At 62.7% G+C, this 25,811-nt stretch carries 29 protein-coding genes, 1 tRNA gene and 2 pseudogenes; 21 read left to right on the forward strand and 11 right to left on the reverse strand.

Going from position 1 to position 25,811, the window contains the following annotated elements; translation table 11 throughout:
* Window positions 1–276, reverse strand: coding sequence for a helix-turn-helix domain-containing protein (locus INS93_RS06990; protein ID WP_192980825.1), 276 nt, complete (start codon window positions 274–276; stop codon window positions 1–3).
* Between the two features lie 127 nt (window positions 277–403).
* Between INS93_RS06990 and INS93_RS06995 the strand changes: the two genes are divergently transcribed.
* The 7 genes and pseudogenes from INS93_RS06995 (at window position 404) to INS93_RS07020 (ending at window position 2,363) form a co-directional block, all read left to right on the forward strand.
* Window positions 404–619 carry a DNA-binding protein gene (locus INS93_RS06995; RefSeq protein ID WP_192980826.1) on the forward strand — a complete coding sequence of 72 codons (216 nt, stop codon included), beginning with the start codon at window positions 404–406 and terminating at the stop codon, window positions 617–619.
* Window positions 616–765, forward strand: coding sequence for a hypothetical protein (locus tag INS93_RS07000; protein ID WP_192980827.1), 150 nt, complete (start codon window positions 616–618; stop codon window positions 763–765). The genes INS93_RS06995 and INS93_RS07000 overlap by 4 nt, the downstream gene beginning before the upstream one ends.
* Before the next feature lie 174 nt (window positions 766–939).
* Window positions 940–1,263, forward strand: a pseudogene (pflM, locus tag INS93_RS25030) (lysogeny maintenance protein PflM); the annotation flags it as partial.
* 7 nt (window positions 1,264–1,270) lie between these two features.
* The gene (locus tag INS93_RS07010; protein WP_178094589.1) at window positions 1,271–1,597 is read left to right on the forward strand and encodes a hypothetical protein; all 327 of its coding nucleotides are present in this window, start codon (window positions 1,271–1,273) and stop codon (window positions 1,595–1,597) included.
* A complete protein-coding gene (locus INS93_RS07015) occupies window positions 1,584–1,763 on the forward strand; it encodes a hypothetical protein (protein ID WP_192980828.1) in 180 nt (59 codons plus the stop codon). Before INS93_RS07010 ends, INS93_RS07015 begins: the two co-directional genes overlap by 14 nt.
* Window positions 1,764–1,919: 156 nt before the next feature.
* Window positions 1,920–2,063, forward strand: a pseudogene (locus INS93_RS25035) (integrase); the annotation flags it as partial.
* Between the two features lie 57 nt (window positions 2,064–2,120).
* A complete protein-coding gene (locus INS93_RS07020; protein ID WP_192980829.1) occupies window positions 2,121–2,363 on the forward strand; it encodes a type II toxin-antitoxin system Phd/YefM family antitoxin in 243 nt (80 codons plus the stop codon).
* 84 nt (window positions 2,364–2,447) lie between these two features.
* On the opposite strand, the gene INS93_RS07025 is transcribed toward INS93_RS07020, so the two are convergent.
* Window positions 2,448–2,537 (reverse strand) — tRNA-Ser (locus INS93_RS07025).
* 90 nt (window positions 2,538–2,627) lie between these two features.
* Window positions 2,628–2,846, reverse strand: a complete 219-nt coding sequence (locus tag INS93_RS07030; RefSeq protein ID WP_160018008.1) for a hypothetical protein — start codon at window positions 2,844–2,846, stop codon at window positions 2,628–2,630.
* A gap of 186 nt (window positions 2,847–3,032) precedes the next feature.
* On the opposite strand from INS93_RS07030, the gene INS93_RS07035 reads away from it, so the two are divergent.
* Window positions 3,033–3,722 (forward strand): crotonase/enoyl-CoA hydratase family protein, encoded by a 690-nt coding sequence (locus tag INS93_RS07035; protein WP_160018007.1) that lies wholly within the window; start codon window positions 3,033–3,035, stop codon window positions 3,720–3,722.
* Between the two features lie 118 nt (window positions 3,723–3,840).
* On the opposite strand, the gene INS93_RS07040 is transcribed toward INS93_RS07035, so the two are convergent.
* Window positions 3,841–4,233, reverse strand: a complete 393-nt coding sequence (locus tag INS93_RS07040) for a hypothetical protein (RefSeq protein WP_160018006.1) — start codon at window positions 4,231–4,233, stop codon at window positions 3,841–3,843.
* Window positions 4,234–4,387: 154 nt separating this feature from the next.
* Between INS93_RS07040 and INS93_RS07045 the strand changes: the two genes are divergently transcribed.
* From INS93_RS07045 to cobA, 12 genes are all read left to right on the forward strand, one after another.
* Window positions 4,388–4,702 carry a hypothetical protein gene (locus INS93_RS07045; RefSeq protein WP_012018520.1) on the forward strand — a complete coding sequence of 105 codons (315 nt, stop codon included), beginning with the start codon at window positions 4,388–4,390 and terminating at the stop codon, window positions 4,700–4,702.
* Window positions 4,703–5,087: 385 nt separating this feature from the next.
* Window positions 5,088–6,371: a CmpA/NrtA family ABC transporter substrate-binding protein gene (locus INS93_RS07050; RefSeq protein ID WP_192980830.1), complete on the forward strand. Its 1,284-nt coding sequence runs from the start codon at window positions 5,088–5,090 to the stop codon at window positions 6,369–6,371.
* Between the two features lie 12 nt (window positions 6,372–6,383).
* Window positions 6,384–7,235 (forward strand): nitrate ABC transporter permease, encoded by an 852-nt coding sequence (ntrB, locus tag INS93_RS07055; RefSeq protein WP_192980831.1) that lies wholly within the window; start codon window positions 6,384–6,386, stop codon window positions 7,233–7,235.
* Window positions 7,236–7,417: 182 nt separating this feature from the next.
* A complete protein-coding gene (locus INS93_RS07060; RefSeq protein ID WP_160018003.1) occupies window positions 7,418–8,209 on the forward strand; it encodes an ABC transporter ATP-binding protein in 792 nt (263 codons plus the stop codon).
* 95 nt (window positions 8,210–8,304) lie between these two features.
* The gene (locus INS93_RS07065) at window positions 8,305–8,994 is read left to right on the forward strand and encodes a polysaccharide lyase family 7 protein (protein WP_192980832.1); all 690 of its coding nucleotides are present in this window, start codon (window positions 8,305–8,307) and stop codon (window positions 8,992–8,994) included.
* A gap of 48 nt (window positions 8,995–9,042) precedes the next feature.
* On the forward strand, window positions 9,043–9,486 hold the full coding sequence (locus INS93_RS07070; RefSeq protein ID WP_192980833.1) for a thioesterase family protein: 444 nt from the start codon (window positions 9,043–9,045) through the stop codon (window positions 9,484–9,486).
* Window positions 9,487–10,187: 701 nt separating this feature from the next.
* Window positions 10,188–11,399: a nitrate/nitrite transporter gene (locus INS93_RS07075; RefSeq protein WP_059391965.1), complete on the forward strand. Its 1,212-nt coding sequence runs from the start codon at window positions 10,188–10,190 to the stop codon at window positions 11,397–11,399.
* 116 nt (window positions 11,400–11,515) lie between these two features.
* On the forward strand, window positions 11,516–13,183 hold the full coding sequence (locus INS93_RS07080; protein WP_192980834.1) for a bifunctional protein-serine/threonine kinase/phosphatase: 1,668 nt from the start codon (window positions 11,516–11,518) through the stop codon (window positions 13,181–13,183).
* A 355-nt stretch (window positions 13,184–13,538) separates the two neighbouring features.
* Entirely contained in the window at window positions 13,539–15,995 is a 2,457-nt protein-coding gene (nirB, locus tag INS93_RS07085; RefSeq protein WP_192980835.1) for a nitrite reductase large subunit NirB, read from the forward strand.
* Complete coding sequence (nirD, locus tag INS93_RS07090; protein WP_192980836.1) at window positions 15,992–16,309, forward strand: nitrite reductase small subunit NirD; 318 nt, start codon at window positions 15,992–15,994, stop codon at window positions 16,307–16,309. Before nirB ends, nirD begins: the two co-directional genes overlap by 4 nt.
* 88 nt (window positions 16,310–16,397) lie before the next feature.
* On the forward strand, window positions 16,398–19,112 hold the full coding sequence (locus INS93_RS07095; RefSeq protein ID WP_192980837.1) for a nitrate reductase: 2,715 nt from the start codon (window positions 16,398–16,400) through the stop codon (window positions 19,110–19,112).
* A 150-nt stretch (window positions 19,113–19,262) separates the two neighbouring features.
* Complete coding sequence (cobA, locus tag INS93_RS07100) at window positions 19,263–20,006, forward strand: uroporphyrinogen-III C-methyltransferase (RefSeq protein ID WP_192980838.1); 744 nt, start codon at window positions 19,263–19,265, stop codon at window positions 20,004–20,006.
* A 113-nt stretch (window positions 20,007–20,119) separates the two neighbouring features.
* On the opposite strand, the gene INS93_RS07105 is transcribed toward cobA, so the two are convergent.
* The 6 genes from INS93_RS07105 to rraA all read right to left on the reverse strand — a co-directional run bounded on the left by INS93_RS07105 (window position 20,120) and on the right by rraA (window position 24,488).
* Window positions 20,120–21,100 carry an OmpA family protein gene (locus INS93_RS07105; RefSeq protein WP_160017994.1) on the reverse strand — a complete coding sequence of 327 codons (981 nt, stop codon included), beginning with the start codon at window positions 21,098–21,100 and terminating at the stop codon, window positions 20,120–20,122.
* Between the two features lie 108 nt (window positions 21,101–21,208).
* Complete coding sequence (gene sigX / locus INS93_RS07110; RefSeq protein WP_160017993.1) at window positions 21,209–21,799, reverse strand: RNA polymerase sigma factor SigX; 591 nt, start codon at window positions 21,797–21,799, stop codon at window positions 21,209–21,211.
* 82 nt (window positions 21,800–21,881) lie between these two features.
* The gene (locus INS93_RS07115; protein WP_017676817.1) at window positions 21,882–22,706 is read right to left on the reverse strand and encodes a mechanosensitive ion channel family protein; all 825 of its coding nucleotides are present in this window, start codon (window positions 22,704–22,706) and stop codon (window positions 21,882–21,884) included.
* A gap of 1 nt (window position 22,707) precedes the next feature.
* The gene (locus tag INS93_RS07120; RefSeq protein ID WP_372241829.1) at window positions 22,708–22,959 is read right to left on the reverse strand and encodes a CrfX protein; all 252 of its coding nucleotides are present in this window, start codon (window positions 22,957–22,959) and stop codon (window positions 22,708–22,710) included.
* Between the two features lie 49 nt (window positions 22,960–23,008).
* Window positions 23,009–23,995: a zinc transporter ZntB gene (locus INS93_RS07125; protein WP_192980839.1), complete on the reverse strand. Its 987-nt coding sequence runs from the start codon at window positions 23,993–23,995 to the stop codon at window positions 23,009–23,011.
* Between the two features lie 4 nt (window positions 23,996–23,999).
* Window positions 24,000–24,488, reverse strand: coding sequence for a ribonuclease E activity regulator RraA (gene rraA / locus INS93_RS07130; protein ID WP_017676814.1), 489 nt, complete (start codon window positions 24,486–24,488; stop codon window positions 24,000–24,002).
* Here rraA and INS93_RS07135 point away from each other — a divergent pair.
* A complete protein-coding gene (locus tag INS93_RS07135) occupies window positions 24,487–24,627 on the forward strand; it encodes a hypothetical protein (protein ID WP_160017989.1) in 141 nt (46 codons plus the stop codon). The genes rraA and INS93_RS07135 overlap by 2 nt on opposite strands.
* 63 nt (window positions 24,628–24,690) lie before the next feature.
* Here INS93_RS07135 and INS93_RS07140 read toward each other — a convergent pair whose 3' ends face one another.
* Window positions 24,691–25,680: an alpha/beta fold hydrolase gene (locus INS93_RS07140; protein WP_192980840.1), complete on the reverse strand. Its 990-nt coding sequence runs from the start codon at window positions 25,678–25,680 to the stop codon at window positions 24,691–24,693.
* Between the last annotated feature and the right edge of the window lie 131 nt (window positions 25,681–25,811).

The raw sequence follows: 25,811 nt of genomic DNA on the forward strand, positions 1-25,811 counted from the left end.
CTATCCCGCGTTTTGATTGGGCAAGTTTGAATTAGCCTGATCGTATTCGGGGCTTGTTTGCCCTGCTTCTGGCGCTACCTCGCCACTGACTACCCACAAGGCATATTGAGGGAAGAGCTTAACGATAGCTTCGATCTCCTCAGCCTTGATTTCTCGCTTTCTCGCGGTGTTTTTCAGGTTGTTCCAGGTGTAGCGACTGATGCCAGTGCGCTCCTCCAGCTCGGGAAGCCGAATCCCTGAGCCTTTCAAAATAGTTATAACGCGCTCTTTAATCATAGCCACTTGATCTTAAGGTGATATATCCAATATGGATCAACAATGGCATTATCCGTTGCAACACGATCCATTTTGGATAACGCAATGCTGAATAACTGGCATTGACACGAATAGTGACGGAACGAGCATGGAACTGGAAGAGCTGGAGCCTTCGAAGCTCATAGGCCCGCAACAGGACGTGGAAACCGTCGAGTCCTGGGCCGACCGTAACGGTCTGACCTACGGCACCGCGCGTGCCTGGGCCATGAAAGGCGTTCTGCCCACCGTCAAGCTGGGCAAGCGCCGCATGGTCAACAGCGCCCTGTTCCGCTCCTGGCTGCTGCAGCAGAAGTGGACGGCATGAAGCCTCTTTTCCATGCGCAGGCCGCCTTCGCCGCCCTGCCCGGTGTTCCCGTTGAGCGGGTCGCGCAGTGGGTCAGCAACGGCATCGTCAACTGCATGAAGCCAGGCAAAACCTGCGTGGCGCGGCTGGCGGGGGTGAGCCCGTGAAACGCAATCATCAGCCGGTCCATGAGCGCATGGAGCGTGACCTTGCTCACCCCAAGGCTTGCGGGCCTGGCGCTTGTGAATACCTGCGGTTCTACCTGCAGGGCTACATCGAAGGCTTTCATGAGGCTGGGGGCATTTCCGGCAACGAATGTGGGCGCCTTATCCAGCTTGACCGTGCCCCGAAACCCGAGGTGTCGGCCAAAGAAAAGCCTGAACCAGTATCCGCGCCAAGCGCACGCCGAGAACTGCGACTGCTCTGTGTGCTGGCTGAACCGCGACTGGATACCGCCCAAGGCGCCTTCCTGCCCATACACACCCAGCACCTAACGCCGCCCCGTACGATGGTCCGGGGTAAATGGTCAGCCCCAGGTTACGCCGGCCTATACCTGCGAGAAACACAAGCCCGGCAACCATCCGCCGCAGTGCTGGCACGTTGTGAGCGACACCGGCAAACCAACGCCCTTCGTGCCCCCGCGCGAACCGTTCGAACTGGTGGGCTTATTGAATGACGACTTCATTGCGCGTACGCCGCTATCTGGCCGCCCTGCTCTGGTCGTGGTCTCTGCCCTTCCTGATCGGCGCTTCGCTCGGCGGTTTCTATATCAGCCACGCACACATAAAGATTCTTGAAGCGAACGACGATCTGTTTCTTCGTTCATTCGAGGCCGTGATTGACCGCTGCACTGCCGCCCCGGTCGCAGCTCCCAGCGTTCCAGCCAACGATACTGCCGCCGAACAGGCCAAGCCTGCTCACGCCGACAAGCCATTGCCTCAACCTGGCCGGCTGACGCTCCCAGGTCTGATCGGAGGAAGCCGCCGTGCTGATCGTTGATCGCGTGCTGTGTGACTGCTGCGGGCAACCCATGGGTCAGCTCTACAACCAGCCGGCTGCCCGATCTGACCTGCTGCCCGATCTGACCAGGGCGCCCCACGTAACCCTGTGCCCGGACTGCCAGGACATGGCCGAAGTCCTCCCCGACCCCAGCCCGGACGATTAACAGGGTGCGCCATGAATGTCATGGTGTGCGACGGTGTATGGGAGGGCGCAGGCCAGGCCCTGGTTTTTGTCCGCACCCTCTGCACCGCCGCGCTCAGTGAGACAAGCCCGGCCGGGCTAACCGCTGAGGACCATGCACCGACCCGCGAACACCGCCACCTTCGCCAGTCGCTTCGTCATACGGGGCGGCAACATCCCTACGCCACAGAAAATCTCGGGGCATAGGTCTCCGGCAATGAGCATGCGTTATGCGCGCCTGTCGCCGGACCATCTGCGCGATGCATTACGGCTCAACCCACTACCGAGCAGGGGCAATAACCTATCGCCCGCTTGCGACATGACTCAGGAGAACGGCTTCATGCGCACCCTTACAGCACGCGAAGCACGCACTCACCTCTATCGGCTGATGGATCGATTAGCCGAATCTCACCAGCCCATTCTGATCACTGGCAAACGGACGAATGCCGTCCTGCTCTCGGCTGAGGATTGGGACGCCATTCAGGAAACCCTGTGCCTGCTCTCGATTCCTGGCGTGCGCGAATCCATCAAGGAAGGCATGGCCGAACCTGTAGCCGAGTGCGCCAAGGAACTGGACGGGTGATCTCGTAGGCAATGGCTTTCGACAGCTGTCGAAAGCCACAAAGCAAAAAGCCCTGCAGGTTTCCCTGCAGGGCTTTTGCGAAAGTGGCGGTGAAGAAGAGATTCGAACTCTTGATACGGTTTCCCGTATACACACTTTCCAGGCGTGCTCCTTCAACCGCTCGGACACTTCACCGGATCTCGATTGGCTGTGCAGCCCGTCGAGGTGCGCTAATGTAGTCGAATGTTTTCCCGATGGCAAATTTTTTTTAAAGGATTCATGCGCTTAAGAGCGCAGCGAGTTTTCGTCGTGCTCCTCGCAAGGCTGCTCGTCGAAGCGAATGTGGCCGAACAGCAGAAAACCCAGGGACATGAACAGGCCCAAGCCAAATAGCAGCAGCACGCCGGATGGGCTGCGCAGGTAGAGGGTTTCGCTGAGCACGACCGATGCCAGTAGCAGGCCGATCACGGTGACCATATAAAGGATGGAGTAAAGGGTATTCATGGGCAGCTCCTGCGGTTCGCTGCTCACCTTAAAGGCCTGGCTTTGCGCGCGGCCAATTGCCATCCGGCATCGCCTCGATAGGCAAAAGCACTGACCAACCAGTCAGCCGCGGCGCTTTACCAGAGCGCTTCGGCTGAGTACCTTCTGCCCACATTCGCCCCCAAGGCTCTAACAAGGAAAACCGCCATGAGCGACCTGATCAGCTATCAACTCGAAGACGGCATCGCCACCCTCACCCTGAGCAATGGCAAGGTCAATGCCATCTCGCCCGATGTGATCGCTGCGTTCAATGCTGCCCTCGACCGCGCCGAGCAGGATCGCGCCATTGTCGTCATCACCGGCCAACCGGGGATTCTTTCCGGCGGCTATGACCTGAAGGTGATGACCTCCGGCCCGCAGAATGCAATCAACCTGGTAGCGGCTGGCTCTACGCTGGCGCGGCGCATGCTCGCGCACCCCTACCCGATCATCGTCGCCTGCCCGGGTCATGCCGTGGCCAAGGGTGCTTTCATCCTGCTGTCGGCCGATTACCGTATCGGCGTGGAGGGTCCGTTCAATATCGGCCTGAACGAAGTGCAGATCGGCATGACCATGCACCATGTCGGCATCGAGTTGGCCCGTGATCGCCTGCGCAAGTCGGCGTTCCACCGTTCGGTGATCAATGGCGAGATGTTCGACCCGGCTGGCGCGGTGGATGCCGGCTTCCTGGACAAGGTGGTGCCGGCCGAACAACTGCTGGCTACCACTCAGGTAGTGGCGCAGCAGATGAAGAAGATCAACATGACGGCGCACAGGAACACCAAGCTGAAGGTGCGCAAGGCGCTGCTGGAAACCCTCGATGCCGCCATCGAGATGGACAAGCAGCACCTGCTGTAAGCACGTGGTACCGCATGAATGAAAAGCGCCGCTTCCGTTGAGGTTGCGGCGCTTTTTCTTTACGCGTCTCACCAGTTAACCCGCCAGTGAATATCGGTGCGCGCGGCGCACCCTACGGTCAGCCGGAATAGTCCAGAGCCGTCCAGGCTCGGCTCAGGCCTTGCGCGAGCACGCAGCCGGGCTGGCTCAGTTGCTCGTTGAAGGCGGCCGGCAACAGCGTGGTTTCACCCTCTGCAGCACCATGGCGTTCGGTCAACCACTGCAGCTTGCCGCAGTTGGGCGTTTCGATCACATAGCTGGCGGCAATGTTGGAGTGGTGGCTGGGCAGTCGAATTACGTCGAGCACTCTGCCCGCCTCCTCGACACGCTGGCCATCGGAAACCAGTACGGCCCAGGCCTGTTCGCCCTCGATCACCAGGTACGCACCATTGGCCTGTGGCCGATCTATCTGCGGTTGCGCGCAGCCGCTGAGCAGGGCCAATAGCACAATCGTCATCAGCATCTGTTGCATTGCCAATACCCCCTTGCAAGGCGCCCACCTTCAGGCAGTGGACGGGTTGTTGTCACCTAAGTGAGGCCAATATCACTCAATACTGTTTATTTGTACAGTACTTTTCGATTAGGCTAGATCACAGGCAAATGATCGATTGCACAGGAGCGCCATCATGCTGGACGTACTGCAGCTGAAACACCGAGTGAACCGCATGCCGCTGGAGCGGGTGCGCGAGATGGTCGAGGAACTGCAACTCGAAGGCATCGTCACCGAGAGCCGCACCCCCTTCAATCGCCAGCACTTCAATACCTGCTTCGCCGAAATCGAGGCGCTGCTGCAGCGCGCCGGCTACCACCGCCAGCTGGATGTGGTCGGCTATCAGGGGCTGGCCTATGCACTGTTCGATCCTGCTCGTTGGGAAGCCGTCGAAGTGCTGCGCTGGCTGCGCGACTTCGTCGAGGAGGCGCGCGTTCAACCGGCTTCCTGAGCCTGTGAGACGAACCAAAAAAGCTCAATAGCGCCCGCTCATGCACGGCATTGGCTCAGTCGCATGCAGAGCGAGCCGCGCTTCCGTTGACTCCGCGCATTGCTAAATCACCTCATGAAATAGCTGCAACTCTTTGATTATAAAAACCAACCATTGATCACGCGGCATCCGGTTTGCGCCTGCCAGGCGCCGTATGCCGTTGCTCGGCCGTTGGCCACGAAAGCTGGCAAGCCCCTTGCTAAGTCCCTGTCAACCATCCTGCGTAGCACGCCAACGGCGGCGGGCCGAGGATCACGGACAACGGCGTCCGTCAGGTCACCTTCCTCTCCAGAAGGTGGCCTGGCGTACGCCGTTTTTGTTTATGCGCCTGACAAGGACTAGACCCATGACCGATCGTGATTCGAACAAGCCCCTGGCCACCAGCCGCCGCAACTTCCTCAAGCAATCCATCGCCCTGGCCGGCGCCGTTGGCGGTATCGCCGCACTCGGCCTGTCGGCGCCGGCTTCGCTGCGCAGTGCAGCCTGGGCGGCCGGCTCCGATGCACCGGAAAAAGCCGCGCTGACAGTCGGCTTCATTCCCCTGACCGATTGCGCCTCGGTGGTGGTCGCCGCCACCCAGGGTTTCGGTGAGAAGTACGGCCTGACCATCACGCCGAGCAAGGAAGCCTCCTGGGCCGGCGTGCGAGACAAGCTCAACACTGGCGAACTGGATGCCGCCCATGTGCTCTACGGCATGATGTATGGCGCCCAGCTCGGCCTGGCGGGACCACAGCGGGACATGGCGGTGCTGATGGGACTGAACCAGAATGGCCAGGCCATCACCCTGTCCAAGCAACTGCGTGAGGCAGGCGTGAGCAACGGCGCGCAACTGGCCGAACACGTGAAAAAAGGCGGCACACCGCTGACCTTCGCCCAGACCTTCCCTACCGGTACGCACGCCATGTGGCTGTACTACTGGCTCGGCAGCCTGGGCATCAACCCCATGAGCGACGTGAAGACCATCGTCGTGCCGCCGCCGCAGATGGTCGCCAACATGCGCGTCGGCAACATGGATGGCTTCTGCGTCGGTGAACCCTGGGGCGCGCGGGCGATTTTCGACAAGATCGGCTTCACCGCCACCACCACGCAGCAGATCTGGCCGGACCACCCGGAGAAGGTGCTCGGCACCACCCGCGCCTTCATCGAGCAGTATCCCAATGCCGCCCGCGCACTGATCATGGCGATTCTCGATGCCAGCCGCTTCATCGAGGCCAGCGAGGAGAACCGCAAGAGCACCGCCAAGCTGATTTCCGGCAAGGCCTACGTCAACGCGCCGGTGCAGGTGATCGAGCCGCGCTTTCTCGCTCAGTACGAGGACGGCCTCGGCAACAGCTGGAAGGACGAACACGCCATGGCCTTCTGCAAGGACGGTAGTGTCAACTTTCCCTATCACTCCGACGGCATGTGGTTCCTCACCCAGTTCAAGCGCTGGGGCCTGCTCAAGGATGCGCCGGATTACGCCGCCGTGGCCGCGCAGATCAACCAGACCTCGCTCTACGCCGAGGCTGCCAGCGCCCTCAAGCTGGCGGTGCCGAGCAGCCCGCTGCGCAGCAGCACGTTGATCGACGGCGTGGTCTGGGACGGCAGCAATCCAGCCGCCTACGCCGACTCCTTCACCATCAAAGCCTGACCGGAGGTGAGCATGAATGCGCCCCTGAAAACACCGCTGCTGCCAATCGCCAAACCGCGTCTGTCTGCGCAGGCCATGCTGCCCAGCGCCGCTGCACTGGGCAGCATGCTCAAGGCCGGCATCGCCCCGCTGCTGGGCATCATTGCCTTCATCGGCTTCTGGTCGCTGCTGGCGCAGTACAGCGAGGGCCTGCCGGGCCCCTTGAGCACCTGGCAGGCCGCCCTGGTGCTGTTCGCCGAGCCCTTCTACGACAACGGCCCCAACGACATGGGCATCGGCTGGAACATCCTCAACTCGCTCGGCCGCGTCGGAGTCGGCTTCGGCCTCGCGGCGCTGGTGGGTATTCCCCTGGGGTTCGCCATCGGCCGCTTCGCCTTTCTCGCCGGCATGCTGGCGCCGATCATCAGCCTGCTGCGTCCGGTCTCGCCGCTGGCCTGGCTGCCGATTGGCCTGCTGGTATTCGAGGCTGCCGGCCCGGCGTCGATCTGGGTGATCTTCATCAGTTCGATCTGGCCGATCATCCTCAACACCGCCGCCGGCGTGGCCAGCGTGCCACAGGACTACCTCAACGTGGCCCGCGTACTCAAGCTGTCGGAATTCAAGGTGCTGACGCGCATCCTGTTTCCCGCCGTGCTGCCGCACCTGATGACCGGCATCCGCCTGGCCATCGGCGTGGCCTGGCTGGTGATCGTCGCCGCAGAGATGCTCACCGGCGGCATCGGCCTGGGCTTCTGGGTGTGGGACGAGTGGAACAACCTCAACGTCGAGCACATTCTCATCGCCATCATCATCGTCGGCCTGGTGGGCCTGGCGCTGGAGCAGATGCTGCTGTTGATCGCCAAACGCTTCGACTACGCAAGCTGAAGAGGCACGTTCGGCCACCCCCGTAGCCCGCATGCAATCCGGGAGCGCGATCTCCGTTTCCCCGGATTGCATCCGGGCTACGCAACCTACAAGTCAATTCAACAATAGACGCCAAGTCTTTGTTTTAAATGAAAGTGTCTCTGATTTAATCCGAAGCACTGCACCAGAACGGGAGAACTCCGATGGACAAATTCGTGGAGCTGACCGCTGTCAGCAAGCACTTCGACACCAAGAAAGGCCGCTTCCAGGCATTGGCAGACGTCAACCTGAGCATCGCCCGCGGCGAGTTCGTGGCGCTGATCGGCCACTCCGGCTGCGGCAAATCCACCGTGCTCAACCTGATCGCCGGCCTGCTCGACGCCAACGAAGGCGGGCTGATCTGCAATGGCCGCGAGATCGACGGCCCCGGCCCCGAACGCGCCGTGGTGTTCCAGAACCACAGCCTGCTGCCCTGGATGACCTGCTTCGGCAACGTCCACCTGGCCGTGGAAAAGGTCTTCGGCGCGCGCGAAAGCAAGGCCCAACTCAAGGCCCGCACCGAGCAGGCGCTGAACATGGTCGGCCTCAGCCATGCCATGCACAAACACCCCAACGAGATCTCCGGCGGCATGAAGCAGCGCGTCGGCATCGCCCGCGCCCTGGCCATGGAGCCCAAGGTGCTGCTGATGGACGAGCCGTTCGGCGCCCTCGATGCCCTGACCCGCGCGCACCTGCAGGACGAGCTGCTGCGCATCGTCGGGCAGACCCAGAGCACCGTGGTGATGGTCACTCATGACGTCGACGAGGCCGTGCTGCTGTCCGATCGCATCGTGATGATGACCAACGGCCCGGCGGCCACCGTCGGCGAAATCCTCGCCGTCGACCTGCCGCGCCCGCGTGATCGTCTGGCGCTGGCCAACGACCAGCAGTACCACGCCTACCGTACCGCCGTGCTGGAGTTTCTCTACCAGCGCCAGCAACGCCCGGCCGCCTGAGAATCAAACCGCTCTGGCTCAAGGGCTGGGGCGGTTGAACCTCTGGCCCGTTGCAGGGACGAACAAGGGCCCTCAACCGACAAGCAGAGAACCCCGTGCTCGACCTCACCACCTGGAATCTGTCAATTCCCACCGAACCGGCGCCGACCACCATCACCACCGAACGGCTGAATAATGGCTATGAAAGTCGTTATTTTCGGCGCAATGCCGACGGCAGCGTGACCTTCTGGGTGCCAGTCACTGGCTCGACCACCGCCGACGCCCGCTATCCACGCAGTGAGCTACGCGAAACCCAGCACGACGGCAGACTCGACAACTGGCTCCACGCCAGTTCGGACAGCTACCTCAGTGCCGTGCTGCAGGTCGACCAAGTGCCCAGTCGCAACAAGGTGGTAATCGGCCAGATCCACAGTACCGACGTGCCGGGCAGCCAGAACGATCCGCTGCTCAAGCTGCAATATCACTATCGACGTGGCGTTGGCCGGGTGGAGCTGCTGCTGCGCGCTCGCCCAGGCGACAGCGACGTGCAAAATATCCTGCTGGCCGAGAACATCCAGCTTGGCGAGCGCTTCGGCTACGACCTGCGCGTCACGCCCAGCGGACGCATCGGCATCAGCGTGGCCAGCACCGATGGCGACAATGGCTCGCTCTACCGCCAGTTGAGCAGCAGCTGGAGCAAGCAGTACCTGTACTTCAAGGCGGGCGCCTATATCCAGGACAACTCCGGACCGGATAGCGAGGGTGGTCGCGTTACGTTCTATCACCTCAACAGCCTGCACCGCTGAGGAACACGGCGGTTTACAATCGCCGCCCTCCTAGACGAAGGCTCGACCATGGCACGCCTGACCCTCGATTTTCCCGAAGACCAGTACTACTACAGCACTCACCTGACCGTGCGCGTTACCGACATCAACGGTGCCAACCATCTGGGCAATGACTCGATGATCTCGATGATTTCCGAGGCGCGCGCCCGCTTCCTCTTCGAGTTCGGCATTCGCGAAACCGACGGCAAAGGCACTGGAATCATCGTCACCGACCTGGCCACCACCTACCGCGCAGAAGCTCATGCCCGTGACCAATTGCTGTTCGAAGTCGGCGTGATGGATTTCAACCGATATGGCGGTGACATCACCTTCCGCATCACCCGTCCGGCCGACGGCACCCTGGTGGCCATGGCCAAGTCCGGCTTCGTGTTCTTCGATTATCGTCAGTCGAAGGTGGTGCCAATGCCGGAAGCCTTCAGCGCCAAGTTCCCCAAGGTCAATCGGCTCGACTGAGTCAGCGATTGCAATGCTTCAGGGCTCCGGGCGAACAGGCGTCTGGCAAAACTTGCACAGTTATTGCTGCCAATACCGTGACACATCGTCATTCGTCTGCTACGCCTAGTTCAGAATAGAAAAAAGGGGGGATCGAGGATGACCGACACCTACCGCCGTGCCCGTCAGGCGGGGCTGCTCAGCAATCTGCTGGCACTCGCCCTGCTGACCGCGCCGCTACCCACTCACGCAACCAGCGTTGCCCAACTTTCCAGCTCCCAATCTCACGCCACTTTCAGCACGCAGCGATCGCCCCATTCGGGGGCATAGACGACGCAAGCGCCTCGTTTTACGGCAGCACTGCGCGTACTGAAGGTGCGTAGCGCCTGATCCCAGGGCCTCCGCTCGGTTGGCTCGGCTCTTGCTTATTCCCTTGCACCAGGTAGCCAACGGCGGCCACCTCCCTCACGACAAAGACGTCGCCTCACCTCGCCTTCATGGCCTGTGGTGAAGCGGCGTTTTTTTTCGTGTTCGCCCCAGTGACCGGGGCCGGCGCAGGCATCGCGATCCGAGCCTGCACTGCAATCGCGCAAACCTGCTGTGGCTTCGGCCGCAGGGCTCTGCACCACAAGTGCACGGCCTTCCCGGCAGGCGCGGCCGCCGTGTCCACGACCACGGTTCGCCGCGCCTGGCCGGGCTCCTTCTCGCTGATGAGGTGATCGATGAATACAAGTTTCTGGAAAGCCGGCCACGCCCCCACCCTGTTTGCCGCCTTCCTCTATTTCGACCTGAGCTTCATGGTCTGGTACCTGCTCGGCCCACTGGCGGTGCAGATCGCTACCGACCTCGACCTCAACGCCCAGCAACGCGGCCTGATGGTGGCCACGCCGATTCTCGCCGGCGCCGTGCTGCGTCTGCTGATGGGCTTTCTCGCCGACCGCCTGTCGCCGAAGACCGCCGGCCTGCTCGGCCAGGTGGTGGTGATCGTCGCGCTGTTCTGCGCCTGGCAGATCGGCATCGGCAGCTACGAGCAGGCGCTGCTGCTCGGCCTGTTCCTCGGCTTCGCCGGCGCGGCGTTCGCCGTCGCCCTGCCGCTGGCCTCGCAGTGGTACCCGCCGCAGCACCAGGGCAAGGCCATGGGCATCGCCGGCGCTGGTAACTCCGGCACCGTGCTGGCGGCGTTGTTCGCCCCCGGCCTGGCCGCGCTGTCCGGCTGGCAGAACGTGTTCGGCTGGGCGCTGATCCCGCTGCTGGCGACCCTGGTGATCTTCGCCCTGGTGGCCAAGAATGCGCCGGAGCGGCCCAAGCCCAAGGCCTTCGGCGATTACCTCAAGGCCCTCGGCGATCGCGACAGCTGGTGGTTCATGTTCTTCTACAGCGTCACCTTCGGCGGCTTCATCGGCCTGGCCAGCGCCCTGCCCGGCTACTTCAGCGACCAGTACGGGCTGAACCCGGTGACCGCCGGTTACTACACCGCCGCCTGCGTCTGCGCCGGCAGCCTGCTGCGCCCGCTCGGCGGCGCTCTGGCCGACCGCATCGGAGGCATTCGTACACTGCTGATGATGTACACCATCGCCTCGCTGTGCATTGCCGTGGTGGGCTTCAACCTGCCCAGCGCGAACGCCGCCCTGGCCTTTTTCGTCGCCGCCATGCTCGGCCTTGGTGCTGGCAATGGCGCGGTGTTCCAGCTGGTACCGCAGCGTTTTCGCAGGGAAATCGGCGTGATGACCGGGTTGATCGGCATGGCCGGCGGCATCGGTGGTTTCTTCCTCGCTGCAGGCCTGGGCACCATCAAGCAACACACAGGCGACTATCAGCTGGGGCTTTGGCTGTTCGCCAGCCTCGGTGTGCTGGCCTGGATCGGCCTGCACGGAGTCAAACAACGCTGGCGCACCACCTGGGGTAGCGCCGCGGTGACCGCCGCACGGGTGTGAGCAAGCTCTCGACGATCCGCCACACTGCGTAGGGTGCGCCGCGCGCACCAGCGATTTGTGTCGGGCCTGGTGCGCACGGCGCACCCTACGGTCCAAAGATCTACGGAAACCGCATCATGGCCCTACAACTGAGCGTCGGCGAAACCAGCGCCATCGGCCCGCGCAGCGAGAACCAGGACGCCCTGCGAGTGGTCACCCCAGCGCCAGCCCTGGCCGCCAGCAAAGGCTATCTGCTCGGTCTGGCCGATGGCGTCAGTCAGTGCGCCGACGGCGGCCTGGCCGCACGCGCGACCCTCCAGGCGCTGGCACTGGATTACTACTCCACCCCGGAAACCTGGCCGGTGCAGCACAGCCTGGATCGCCTGCTGATCGCACATAACCGCTGGCTGCAAGCCAACGGCGGCGGCCAGCCGCTGCTGACCACCCTCACCGCCCTGGTGCTGCGCGGCCGTCGCTACACCCTGGCGCATATTGGCGACAGCCGCGCCTACCTGTGGCGCGACGGCCAACTGCTGCGCCTGACCGAGGACCACGTCTGGGAACAGCCGGGCATGCAGCACGTACTCAAGCGCGCCATGGGGCTGGATCAGCACCTGGTGGTGGACTATCGCGACGGCGAGCTGCAGGCCGGCGACCGCTTCCTGCTGGTCAGCGACGGCGTCTGGGCCTGCCTCAGCGACAAGCGTATCGGCGAGTTGCTGCAACGAGACGATGACGCCGAAGCAATCTGCCAGGCACTGGTCGACGAGGCGTATCACGCCGGCAGCCAGGACAACGCCAGCGCCCTGCTGGTGCACGTCAAGCAGCTCCCAGAAGCCGCGCTGGCCGACACCCTCGCCCAGCTCGAACATTGGCCGCTGCCGCCGCGCCTGCGTGAAGGCCAGGAGTTCGAGGGCTGGCAGGTCGAAGGCCTACTCGGCGAATCGCGCCAGTCGCTGATCTACCGGGTTCGCGATGCTGACAACCTGCCCTGGCTGCTCAAGACCCTGCCGCCCAGCCGCGCCGGCGAGGAGCAGGCCGGCCCGGGGCTGCTGCAGGAGGAATGGTTCCTGCGCCGCGTCGCCGGTCGCCACTTCCCCGAGTTGCATGCTCTACCGCAGCGCCAGCATCTGTATTACGTGCAGCGCGAATATGCCGGCCAGACCCTGGCCGCACGCCTGCAGCAGCATGGCCCGCTGAGCCTGGCCGACTGGCAGGACCTGGCGCCGCGCCTGATCAAGGCGCTCGGCCTGTTGCACAGGCGCAATATCATCCACCGCGACATCAAGCCCGAGAACCTGCTGCTCGGCGACGACGGCGAACTGCGCGTGCTCGACTTCGGCCTGGCCTACTGCCCGGGCCTGACCCGCGACGAGGCCCACAGCCTGCCCGGCACGCCCAGCTATATTGCCCCCGAAGCCTTCGCCGGCAGCACGCCCAGTGCGCAGCAGGATCTCTACGCCGCGGGCGTAACGCTTTATCACCTGCTCACCGGACACTATCCCCACGGCGAGATCGAGGCCTTTCAGCACCCGCGCTTCGGTCAGCCAGTGCCAGCCAGCCGCTACCGCCCGGATCTACCGGCCTGGCTCGATGAGGTCTTGAACCGCGCGGTAGCCGCCGCCCCAGCGCAGCGCTTCGAGACCGCCGAAGAGTGGCTGCTGGCCCTGGAAAGTGGCGAACGTCAGTCTCTGAACAACCGCCCGCGACCGCTGCTGGAGCGCGAGCCGCTGCTGGTGTGGCGCAGCATGGCGCTAGTGTCGCTGCTGCTCAACCTGCTGCTGACGTTCCTGCTGCTCAAATAGCCGGCTGCGCACCAAAGCGGCGCCAAACGCCTCGCAAAGGTGCAAAAAACCGCTCCACAGATCCAGCCAAATGGCTGAAAAGCCTGAAAAACCCTGATCTGATCGAGTTGGCACAAGGTCTGCATTCGCACTGCCACAAACTACATAAAGCGCGACCTTCAACGAAGAAGGCTGCACTTCCCGATAGAACGGGACCTGGACAAAGGCGTCCTCGCTAGGTGACTAGCGGGACGCCTTTTTTGTTTTTTATGGCCTGCCATCCCTGGCGGCCACTCTTCGAGCCGTCGCGGAGCGACGTTAAACATTGCTCCCGACAATTTTTTCGACCGTGATTTTTCTTCAGGAGATGGCCGGCATGCAAAAACTCAAGCTGGTGATGATCGGCAACGGCATGGCGGGTGTGCGCACCCTCGAAGAGCTGCTCAAGCTCGCCCCCGACCTCTACGACATCACCGTGTTCGGCGCCGAGCCGCACCCCAACTACAACCGCATCCTGCTCTCCCCCGTACTGGCTGGCGAGCAGACCTTCGAGGAGATCGTGCTCAACGATCTGAACTGGTACGCGGAAAACGACATCAAGCTGTTGCTCGGGCGCAAGGTAGTCAGGATCGACCGCAGGAAGCGCCTGGTCATCGCCGACGATGGCAGCGAAGCCGAGTACGACCGCCTGCTCATCGCCACCGGTTCCAACCCCTTCATTCTGCCGATCCCGGGCAAGGACCTGGCCGGTGTGATCGGCTACCGCGACATCGCCGACACCCAGATGATGATGGACACCGCCAAGACCCATAAGCACGCGGTGGTCATCGGCGGCGGCCTGCTCGGCCTGGAAGCGGCCAACGGCCTCAAGCTGCGCGGCATGGACGTCACTGTGGTGCATATCGGCGACTGGCTGCTGGAACGCCAGCTCGATCGCACCGCCGGCGAGCTACTGCAGAAATCCCTGGAAGACCGTGGCCTGAAGTTCCTCCTGCCCAAGCACACCGCCGAACTGCTGGACAACGGTGAAGGCCGCGTCTGTGCGGTGAAGTTCAAGGATGGCGAAGTGATTCCCGCCGATCTGGTGGTGATGGCCGCCGGCATTCGCCCCAACAGCGAGCTGGCCGAGAGCGCCGGCATCGCCTGTAACCGCGGCATCCTGGTCAACGACACCATGCAGACCTATGACCCGCGCGTCTACGCCATCGGCGAATGCGCCAGTCACCGCGGCATCGCCTACGGCCTGGTGGCGCCGCTGTTCGAGCAGGCCAAGGTCTGCGCCAATCACCTGGCCCAGCTCGGTTTCTCCCGCTATCAGGGCTCGGTGACCTCGACCAAGCTCAAGGTCACCGGCATCGACCTGTTCTCCGCCGGCGAATTCATGGGCGCAGAGGGCACCGAAACCATCACCCTCTCCGACCCCATCGGCGGCGTGTACAAGAAGCTGGTGATCAAGGACGACGTGCTGGTCGGTGCCTGCCTGTACGGCGACACCGCCGATGGCGGCTGGTACTTCCGCCAGATCCGCGAAAACCATAACGTCAGCGAGATCCGCGACCACCTGATGTTCGGCGAAGGCGCCATCGGCGACGTCGGCCACCAGGGCGCAGGCAAAACCGCCAACATGCCCGACAGCATGGAAATCTGCGGCTGCAACGGCGTGTGCAAGGGCACCATCGTCAAGGCCATCCAGGAAAACGGCCTGTTCTCGGTCGACGAGGTCAAGAAGCACACCAAGGCCGCCAGCTCCTGCGGCTCATGCGCCGGTCTGGTCGAGCAGATCCTGATCAGCACCGTCGGCGGCGCCGCCGACGTCAAGCCCAAGAGCGAGAAGGCCATCTGCGGCTGCTCCGACCTCAATCACGGGCAGATCCGAAAGGCGATACGCGAGCAGCATCTGACCTCCATGGCGCAGACCATGGCGTTTCTCAACTGGAGCACGCCCAACGGCTGCGCCACCTGCCGCCCGGCGCTGAACTACTACCTGATCTCGACCTGGCCGGGCGAGGCCAAGGACGACCCGCAGTCGCGCCTGATCAACGAGCGCGCCCACGCCAATATCCAGAAGGACGGCACCTACTCGGTGGTACCGCGTATGTGGGGCGGCGTAACCAATCCGTCCGAGCTGCGCCGCATCGCCGATGTGGCCGACAAGTACAACGTGCCCATGGTCAAGGTCACCGGCGGCCAGCGTATCGACCTGCTGGGCATCAAGAAGGACGACCTGCCGGCCGTGTGGAAGGACCTGGACATGCCCTCCGGCCACGCCTACGGCAAGTCCATCCGCACGGTGAAGACCTGCGTCGGCAGCGAGTTCTGCCGTTTCGGTACGCAGAACTCCACCCAGCTGGGCATCGACCTGGAGCACGACCTGTTCAACATGTGGTCGCCGCACAAGGTCAAGCTGGCGGTCTCCGGCTGCCCGCGCAACTGCGCCGAGGCCGGCATCAAGGACGTCGGCATCATCGGTGTGGACTCCGGCTTCGAGATGTACATCGGCGGCAACGGCGGGATCAAGACCGAGGTGGCCGAGTTCTTCGTCAAGGTCAAGACCGCCGAGGAAGTGCGCGAGTACAACGCCGCCTTCCTCCAGCTGTACCGCGAGGAGGCCTTCTATCTGGAGCGCACCGTGCACTACATGCAGCGCGTCGGCATGGAGCACATCAAGAAGGCGGTGCTTGAAGACGAAGTCAATCGCAAGGCCCTGGCCGCGCGCCTGCACTACGCCCTGTCGTTCGAGCAGGACCCGTGGAAGGAGCGCATCGAGACGCCGCAACTGAAGAAAGAGTTCGACACCATCAAGGTCGTGCAAATCGAGGAGGCCACCGTATGAACTGGCTGGATGTCTGCGCCTTGGAAGAGATCAACGTGCTCGGCTCGCGCATCATCGCCGGGCCGAAAGGCGATATCGCCATCTTCCGAACCAGTAACGATGAAGTATTCGCCCTCGACGACCGCTGCCCCCACAAGGGCGGCCCACTGTCCCAGGGACTGATCTACGGCAAGCGCGTGGCCTGCCCGCTGCACAACTGGCAGATCGAGCTGGAGTCCGGCGATGCCGTGGCGCCGGATGTGGGCTGCGCCCATCGGCACCATGCCAAGGTGGAAAGCGGCCGCGTGTTGCTGGCCCTAGCTCATAGCAGCTAGCCAGCCCTGTGGGAGGCGCTTCAGCGGCGACGGTCGCGGCTGAAGCCCCCTCCCACCAGAACTTCCCCGCGCCTCAGGAGCCCCGAACATGGCCAGCCCCACTCAAGTCACCGCCTCCACCTGCTGCTACTGCGGCGTGGGCTGCGGTGTGCTGATCGAGCACGACGGCGAGAAAATCCTCGGCGTCACCGGCGATCCCAGTCACCCGGCCAACTTCGGCAAACTGTGCAGCAAAGGCTCGACCCTGCACCTGACCGGCGACCTCGACGCCCGCGCCCTCCATCCCGAACTGCGCCTGGGCAAAGGCCTGGCTCGCACCCGCACGGACTGGGACAGCGCCTTGGATCACGCTGCAGCGGTGTTCGCCGAGACCATCCGCGAGCACGGCCCGGACAGCGTGGCCTTCTATATCTCCGGCCAGCTGCTGACCGAGGATTACTACGCCTTCAACAAGCTGGCCCGCGCCCTGGTCGGCACCCACAATATCGACTCCAACTCGCGCCTGTGCATGTCCAGCGCCGTGGTCGGCTACAAGCGCAGCCTCGGCGCCGACGCTCCGCCCTGCAGTTACGAGGACATCGAGCAGAGCGACTGCGTGCTGATCGCCGGCTCCAACATGGCCTACGCCCATCCGGTGCTGTTCCGCCGCCTGGAAGAAGCCAAGGCCCGTCGCCCAGAGATGCAGATCATCGTCGTCGATCCGCGGCGCACCGACACCTGCGAGCTGGCCGACCTGCACTTGGCGATCCTGCCCGGTACCGATGTCGCGCTGTTTCACGGCATCCTGCATATCCTGCTGTGGGAGGGCTGGGTCGACCGCCGCTATATCGACGTCCACACCGAGGGCTTCGAGGCGCTGAAGAACCTGGTGCGCGACTACAGCCCGGCCGCTACCGCCGATATCTGCGGCATCAGCCTCGACGCCCTGCAGCGCTGCGCCGAACTGATCGGCCGCGCGCCCTCCTTCCTCTCGCTGTGGTGCATGGGGCTCAATCAGTCCAGCGCAGGCAGCGCCAAGAACAGCGCGCTGATCAACCTGCACCTGGCCACCGGACAGATCGGCAGGCCCGGCGCCGGCCCCTTCTCGCTGACCGGCCAGCCCAACGCCATGGGTGGCCGCGAGACCGGCAGCCTGAGCAACCTGCTGCCGGGGCATCGCGAGGCCGGCAACGCCGAACACCGCGCCGAAGTCGCCGCATACTGGGGCGTCGACGCCCTGCCAGAGACGCCCGGGCTGTCCGCTATCGAGCTGTTCGATGCGGTGCACGACGGGCGCATCAAGGCGCTGTGGATCGCCTGCACCAACCCGGCGCAGTCGCTGCCGAACCAGAACAAGGTGCACGAGGCCCTGGCCGCCTGCCCCTTCGTCGTGGTGCAGGAAGCCTTCTTCACCACCGAGACCTGCCGCTACGCCGACCTGCTGCTACCCGCCGCCAGCTGGGGCGAGAAGGAAGGCACGGTGACCAACTCCGAGCGCCGCGTCAGCCATGTACGCCGCGCCGTGCCAGCGCCCGAAGAGGCGCGGCCCGACTGGTCGATTACCTGCGACTTCGCTCGTCGTCTGGAAAAACTGCTCCGCCCCGGCCTGCCCAGCCTGTTCGACTTCTCCAGCAGCGAAGCGCTGTTCGAGGAATACAAGCACCTGACTGCCCAGCGTGACCTCGACCTCTCGGGGCTGAGCTACGCGCTGCTCGATGACCAAGGTCCCCAGCAATGGCCGTTCCCGTCCGGCGCCCGCCAGGGCACCGCGCGACTCTATGCCGACGGCCGCTTCCCAACCGCCAGCGGACGCGCGCAGTTCCACGCAGACCCGTACCGCGCGCCGAAGGAAAAGCGCGAGGCACGTTACTCGCTGACGCTCAACACCGGACGCCTGCGCGACCAGTGGCACGGCATGAGCCGCACCGGCACCGCCGCGCGCCTGTTCGGTCATGTCGAGGCCGCCGTGCTCGGCCTGCACCCGGACGAGTTGCGCCGCCGTCGCCTGCAGGACGGCGATCTGATCAAGCTGCGCAGCCGTCGTGGCAGCCTGATCCTGCCGGTGCAGCCTGACGAGTCGGTGCGTCCCGGCCAGGCCTGGTTGCCGATGCACTGGGGTGACCGATTCCTCAAGGGCCTGGGTACCAACGTGCTGACCCAGCCGGCCTTCGATCCGCTGTCCAAGCAGCCGGAGCTCAAGCATGCCGGCGTCGAGGTAGACAAGGTCGAGCTGCCCTGGCAGCTGTTCGCCCTGGTCGAGGGTGAGGTGCAGAGCCGCTTCGAGGCCCTGCGCCCGCTCTTCGAGGAGTTCGCCTACGCCAGCCTCACCCCCACCGGTCGCGAGCGCCCCGCTCTGCTGATCCGCGCCGCCAGCGCCGTGGCGCCGCAGCCCGAGCTGCTGGCGCAGATCGACCGCCTGCTGCGCCTGAATGAAGGCCCGGTGCTGGCCTACGACGACCCGCGTCGCGCGGTAGGCAAGCGCGTGCGCATCGAGAGCGGCCGTATCGTCAGCATCCGCCTAGCCGGCGAAACCGCCGCCAGCGAATGGCTCAGGACCCTGTGGCTGGAGGGCCAGGCTGACGCCGATCTGCGCCGTTGGCTGCTCGCCCCGGTCTCAGCACCGCCAGGCAATGCCGCCTCCACCCGCAGCAAGACCCTGTGCAACTGCCTGAACATCAGCGAAAGCGCGGTGTGCGCCGGCATTGCACGCGGCCTGGATCTGGAGAGCCTCATGCAGGAGCTCAAGTGCGGCACCAGCTGTGGCTCCTGTGTCCCTGAAATCAAACGCTTGCTGGCCCAACAGCCCACTGCAGTGAACGCATGAATTGATCGTACCCACGCTCTGCGTGGGTATGCAGGCCGAGACGCTCTGCGTCTCATGGGACGCAGAGCGTCCCCGAATCCGTTCCCACGCCGGAGCGTGGGAACCAGCAAACGACTTGGTGCGCACGACGCACCCCACGAGGAACCCGATATGAACGCAAAAGTCTGGCTGGTTGGCGCTGGTCCCGGTGATCCCGAGCTACTCACGCTCAAGGCGGTCAAGGCGCTGAAACAGGCCGAGATCGTGATGATCGACGATCTGGTCAACCCGGAAGTGCTCCAGCACTGCCCCGGCGCCCGTATCGTATCGGTAGGTAAGCGCGGCGGTTGTCGCTCCACCCCGCAGGCCTTCATCCATCGCCTGATGCTGCGCTATGCACGCCAGGGCAAGTGCGTGGTGCGCCTGAAAGGCGGCGATCCGTGCATCTTCGGCCGTGGCAGCGAGGAAGCCGACTGGCTCGGCGAGCACGGCATCGAAGTGGAGATGGTCAACGGCATCACCGCCGGGTTGGCCGGCGCCACCAACTGCGGCATTCCCCTGACCCTGCGCGGCGTGGCACGCGGCGTAACCTTGGTCACCGCCCATACTCAGGATGACAGCTCACTGAACTGGCATGCGCTGGCACAGAGCGGCACTACATTGGTCGTCTACATGGGTGTGGCCAAGCTGGCGGATATTCGCGATGGTCTGCTCGCTGGCGGCTTGAGCGGCGAGATGCCGGTGGCCATGATCGAGAACGCCTCGCTGCCCGAGCAGCGCGAATGCCGCAGCCACCTCGCGACGATGCAGGACGACGCCATGGCCTTCGCTCTGAAAAGCCCGGCCATTCTGGTGATCGGCGAAGTCGCCCGCGCCAGCACGCAGATCAGCATGCCCCTGCTCCTACATGCCTGATAACTTCGCGCTCCTGCGGAGTCGTTGCTTGCCCGCCGCCCCATGGCGGGCTTTTTTATTCCAGAAAAGAAAAACCCGGCCGAGGCCGGGTTTTTCTTGGAGCACCAGAAGCGTTACTGCTGGATCTGGGCTTCTACTTCAGCTTCAACGCGACGGTTGATAGCGCGACCGGAGTCGGTGGCGTTGTCAGCAACCGGACGGGTTTCACCGTAGCCGGCAGTGTTCACGCGGCTACCGTCAACACCGTACTGGTTGACCAGAACTTCACGAACGGCGTTCGCACGACGCTCGGACAGCTTCTGGTTGTAAGCGTCGCTACCAACGGAGTCGGTGTGACCTTCAACAGTGGTGGTGGTCTGCGGGTACTGGTTCATGAAGTCAGCCAGGTTCTTGATGTCGCCATAGCTTTCTTCTTTGACGCGGTCTTTGTCGAAGTCGAACTTGACGTCCAACTCAACGCGAACAGCTTCCATCACCGGCTCCGGAGCGGGCTCAGGCATCGGCTCGGGCGCAGCAGCAACGACCGGGGCCGGAGCAGGCTTGCTGCCACCACCGAAGTTCAGACCAACACCCACGCCAGCTTGCCACTCGGTGTCGCCCTGGTCGATGTTGTACAGAGCGTCAACGCCAGCACGGGCGTAGAACATTTCGGTGAAGTAGTACTTGGCACCTGCGCCAGCGATGGCCAGGGTGGAGTGGTCACGACCACCGCTGTTGGCGTCGCCGATGCTCTGGTGGCCGAAACCAGCAGAAACGTACGGACGCAGACCAACACCCGGCTGACCGAAGTGGTAGATGGCCTTCAGATCGGTCAGGTTGCCCTTGATGTTCTTGCTGCCTTGCGAACCTTCACCGCGCAGATCATGGTATTCGCCATAGGACAGCGCCAGTTCGACGTCGTCAGTCAGGTAGTAGCCGATGCTGCCACCGAACAGGTTGCCTTCGTTGTGCGCGTAATCACGCTGAACGTCGGTGAAGTAGCGATTGACGAAGCCCTCCACCTCGACAGCGCCTTGGCCTTGCGCCAGCGCGCCGAAGGAGGTTGCGGCAACGAGAGAGCCAATGACTACGCCCAAGGTGTTTTTTACTTTCATCCGTTAAATCCCCATCTTGGTGGTTAATAAGTTGCCGTTAACTTCAGTCGACAACTTGGCGGCGATTTTATCAGGTTTCGCCACTCCCTTAGTGGTCGGAAAGCTGAACTAAGTTTCGGAATTTTCCGAAAATTTATCCCGCAACCGATCCAATGCTCGCTTGTAGCGCATTTTCGTTGCGCTCAAGCCCATGTGCATGATGTCGGCAATCTCTTGAAACTCGAGCTCTGCGACAAAACGTAGCACCAGAATCTCGCGATCGATCGGGTTGACGTGAACCAACCAGCGATCCAGACCGCCTCGCTCCTCGACTTTGGGTGTCTTATCGTCGGAAGCCTCTTCGAGCGGGTCCAAACTTAAGGCGTCAACCAATCGACGCTTTCGCCGCTCTTTTCGATACTGAGTAATGCATTCGTTGTAGGTGATGCTGTAGAGCCAAGTTTTGAACTTGGATTTACCCTCGAAGTTCTTGAGGCCATAGAGAACTTTGAGCATCACCTCCTGACAGACATCATCAGCATCCCTTTCGTTCCCCAAATAACGCGCGCACACGTTAAATAATGTTCGCTGGTAGCGCCTCATCAGCTCTTCATAAGCACGAGTTATATGAAACAGCTCGTCGTGGGCGCGCGCCACCAGCTCTTCATCAGTGAGCTCGCGGGGGTCGTAGCGCGTGGGCAAGGGCTGGGCTTTGTTCAAAACGAGTCGGGCCGACAGTCAGGACGAAAAGCGCCCGGCAGGTCACGCCTGCCGGGCAGCGGCATAAAATAACAGATTGGCGTCAGCGACTGTTCACGCGTTGCTCGAGCATCACTCGATTTGCCACCGATACCAGCTCACCGGTATCGGTCAACAGGGTGGTTTTCACTGTGCCGATCTCTTCAATCTGCCCTTCGACCTCACCAACCTGCACTTGTTGCCCGACCTGATACAGCTCGCGCACATAAATGCCAGCGAGAATCTGGCTGGCGATATCGCGACTACCCAGGCCCAATGCCAGCGCGACCGCCAGACCAACGGAGATCAGCACGATGGCGATCACGTTGTTGAGCAGGTCGGTCTTGATCTCAAGCTGGCCGATGGCCACCGAGATGCTGATGATGATCACCAGGCCTTGCGCGACCCGCCCCAACCCGTTGGCATACTCCAGGCCGACGCCCTCGGCGGCGCCACGCACCAGGCTGCTGACCAGTTGCGCCAGTAGCACACCGGCAAGCAACACCAAGGCGGCGCCGAAAACTTTTGGCAGGTACAGCGCCAGCACGTCGAGGGTCGCGGAAACCCGTTGCAGACCAAGCGATTCAGCGGCAGAAACCAGGAAGATCAGGAGCACGAACCAATAGACGATCTTGCCGATCAGGGTCGATACCGGTGCGTGAATGCCAACGCGTGCCAGCAACTTGGTCAGACCGGTCCCCGTCATCAGGCGATCCAGACCAACCTTGCCGAGCAGCTTGGACAGCAGCGTGTCGAGCAACTTGGCCACGACGAAACCAAGCAGTACCAACACCAGTGCAACGAACAGGTTGGGAATGAATCCGGCAACCTTGGTCCACAATGCGGTCATCGCGGAGATCAGGCTTTGGGTCCAGGGATCGAGTTCCATTTCAGTCGGCCTTATCAGCAGAAGCAGAGGATTGGGTACGGCGCGAAACCGGCGCGACATGCGCCGAACCGTTGTTCAGGGCGATCATCAGGGCCTGCGCCCAGTGGCCTATCAGGCTGAACAGGTCACCAGCACCGACCTGGCGGTTGGCGGTCTTGAGAACCCGGTGCAGGCAAGCATCGTCGTCATGGCTGGACGGCGAGGACTTGAGCAAATCGCGTAGAGACTCTTCAAATGGATCGTGCATGCGCACCTCACGGGATGTCACGGCTAGACGCAGTAGCGAGCGGATGAGTCACACATCACAGCCAACGCCAGCGGCGAAAAAGCAGTAGTTGGCCCAGTGCCAGAAGGACCATGAGCCCGCAGGCGATAAAGAAGCCGATCGGGCTTTCCGAGCCCGGAATCCCGCCGACATTGATGCCAAGAAGCCCCGTGAGGAAGGTCAGCGGCAGGAACATGCCGGTGATCACGGTGAAGCGATACATGATGCGATTCATGCGCTCACCGAGACGCCGGCTTTCCGCCTCCAGCACCAGGCCGACGCGCTCGCGAATCAGTTCCAGCTCTTCCAGATAGCGGGTCAGGCGGTTGTTCAGCTCGTTCCAGTAGTCACCGTCATCCTCGACGAACCAGGGCTGTCGATTACGCACCAGTTGCGCATAGAGATCGCGTTGCGGGGCGAGAAACCGACGCAAGCTGGCCGCACGCCGACGTACCTGCAACATCAGGCCATGGTCGGGACGATAACGCTCATCGCCGTCGAGGCCATCCTCCTCACCGTCGAGCTGCTCGCTCAATTCGGCGATCAGATCATCAACGCGACTGGTGAGATGGCGGGCGAGCTCCAGGAGCAGTTCGGATGCCGTCTTCGGTCCCTTGCCCGCCAGCAGGTCGGTAATCAGTGCGTCGGTCGCGAGCAACGGACGCTGACGCAGGGAGATCACCCGCCGGGCATCAGCGAAGATACGCACCGACACCATGTCTTCCGGCTCGGCACCGGGATTGCGGTTGACTCCGCGCAGGAACAACAGCATCTCATCATTGGGCAGGGGTAACAGACGCGGTCGGGTGTTTTCCTCGAGCAGCAGGTTGCAGCTGAACTCATCCAGCCCGCTGTGCTCACGCAACCAGCGCTGAGACTGCTCCTGGGCGCGATCCCAGTGCAGCCACAGGCTTTCCTGCTCGCTCAGCTGCAGGTTATCCAGTTCGTGGCGAGTGATGCTGCGTGCACCACCCCGACCATCGAGCACGAAGGCATGCAGCAACGCCGAATCCTGATCCTGCATAGGCTTATTCCGGCATGCTCAGAGCTTGCGGAGAAACGATGATGCCGTTGTTGTCGGCGTACAGGTAATCGCCCGGTTTAAAGGTCACGCCGCCAAAGCTGACGGGCACATTCAGATCGCCAATGCCGCGCTTGTCGGTCTTCATCGGATGGCTGGCCAGCGCCTGTACGCCCAGATCGGTCTGCGCGATGACGTCGACGTCACGGATGCAGCCATATACCACGATGCCTTCCCAACCGTTTTTGGCAGCCTTCTCGGCCAGCATGTCACCGAGCAGAGCACGGCGCAGGGAGCCGCCGCCATCCACGACCAGGACCTTGCCCTGACCAGGCAGGTCGACCTGCTCCTTCACCAGCGAGTTGTCCTCATGGCACTTGATGGTGACGATCTGACCGCCGAAAGAATCGCGGCCGCCGTAGTTGGCGAACATCGGCTCGACGACCTGAACCAGTTCAGGATAGGCATCGCACAGATCGGGGGTGATGTAGTGCATGACAGAACTCCTTTCGACAATGGATGAGAAGGCAGCCACCTTCATGGACCTGCTTGAGGCGGGACAATTCAGCATCGAGCTATCGCCCGAAATGAACGACGAGCACGTAGATGAGCCCGAAATGACCACCCAAAGATGATGCGTCACATCTTACCGCCAAGCCCGTGCCGAAGAAACGGCCGGGACAATCTCAAGCAGCGACTCAAGAACCTATAGCAGACGCCTGCTCGGCAAAACCGGCAGGCAGTTGCAGATGCTGCAACCAATATTCGGTCAAGGGCCACACCTCGCGCTGCGCCTCCTTGCTGACCAGCATTTCGATATGCCCGAAGTCGCTGGAGAAGCCGTTCTCCTTACCCAGCAGCAAGAACTGCGACGGCGCGGCACTGCACTGCTCCAGCAGCTTGCGACAGGCCCAGGCAGGGTCCTGATGATCGGCTGCCGCCCCTACCGCCAGAATCGGCACGCGCACCTGAGTCAGGCCTGCCCACCAATCCTGATCAGCATCGCCGAAACGCCCGAAGAGCCCGAGCCAGCGCAGGGTTTCCAGTGCCAGGCCGGCCGGCTCGTCTTCGGGACCGCGCTTCAGCCGGCGCCCGGACAGGTAGGGAAAGGCACGCAACAGCAGACGACCGCCCCACTCCACCGGCGGCAGCTTGAGCGGCCAATAGATTCGACTGACCTGGCTGCCGAACAATGCCGCCGAACGCACACGCGACGCCTCGAGATAACCCCCCCCCAGCGCTGCCGCCAGCGTCACTCCGCCGAGGGAATGGCCGATCCAGTGCGCGGCTTGCCCGGTCTGCTCGATGATGAAATCAGCAATGACTGGCAGGTCATGACGCACGTACTGCGCCACGTGGTTGTCTCGATAGTTTTCGTTGCGCGGCGACAGGCCGTGGCCGCGCATTTCGGCGATCCACACATCGAACCCCGCGCGCGCCAGGTAAGGCCCCAGGCCAATGCCCTTGGGCGAATACCAGAAGCGCCGATTGGAAAAGCTGCCATGCAGCAATACCACGGGCACGCCACGCTCGCCTTCTGAGCCTGCGCGGCCGAGCCGGGTCAATGCCAGCTCTACACTGGAGTCAGGGCTGTTGTTGGGTTTGAGAAGATAGACGTCTTCGCTGAGGTCGCCGCGCAGTTCGGCGCTCATCAGGGAAACGGGGAAAAGCTCACTACTGCTTTGCATGGATCAGATGACCGCACTGGCGAGACGCCATAAAAGAATAACGACACGCATAAAAAACCGCCGGGAGCGATATTGCATATCGCTGGCGACGGCTTGGAATGACCGGCAAAACGCGATGGACACCAAAAAGG

Source organism: Pseudomonas sp. EggHat1, from assembly GCF_014892995.1.
Classification (GTDB): Bacteria; Pseudomonadota; Gammaproteobacteria; order Pseudomonadales; family Pseudomonadaceae; genus Aquipseudomonas; species Aquipseudomonas chaetocerotis.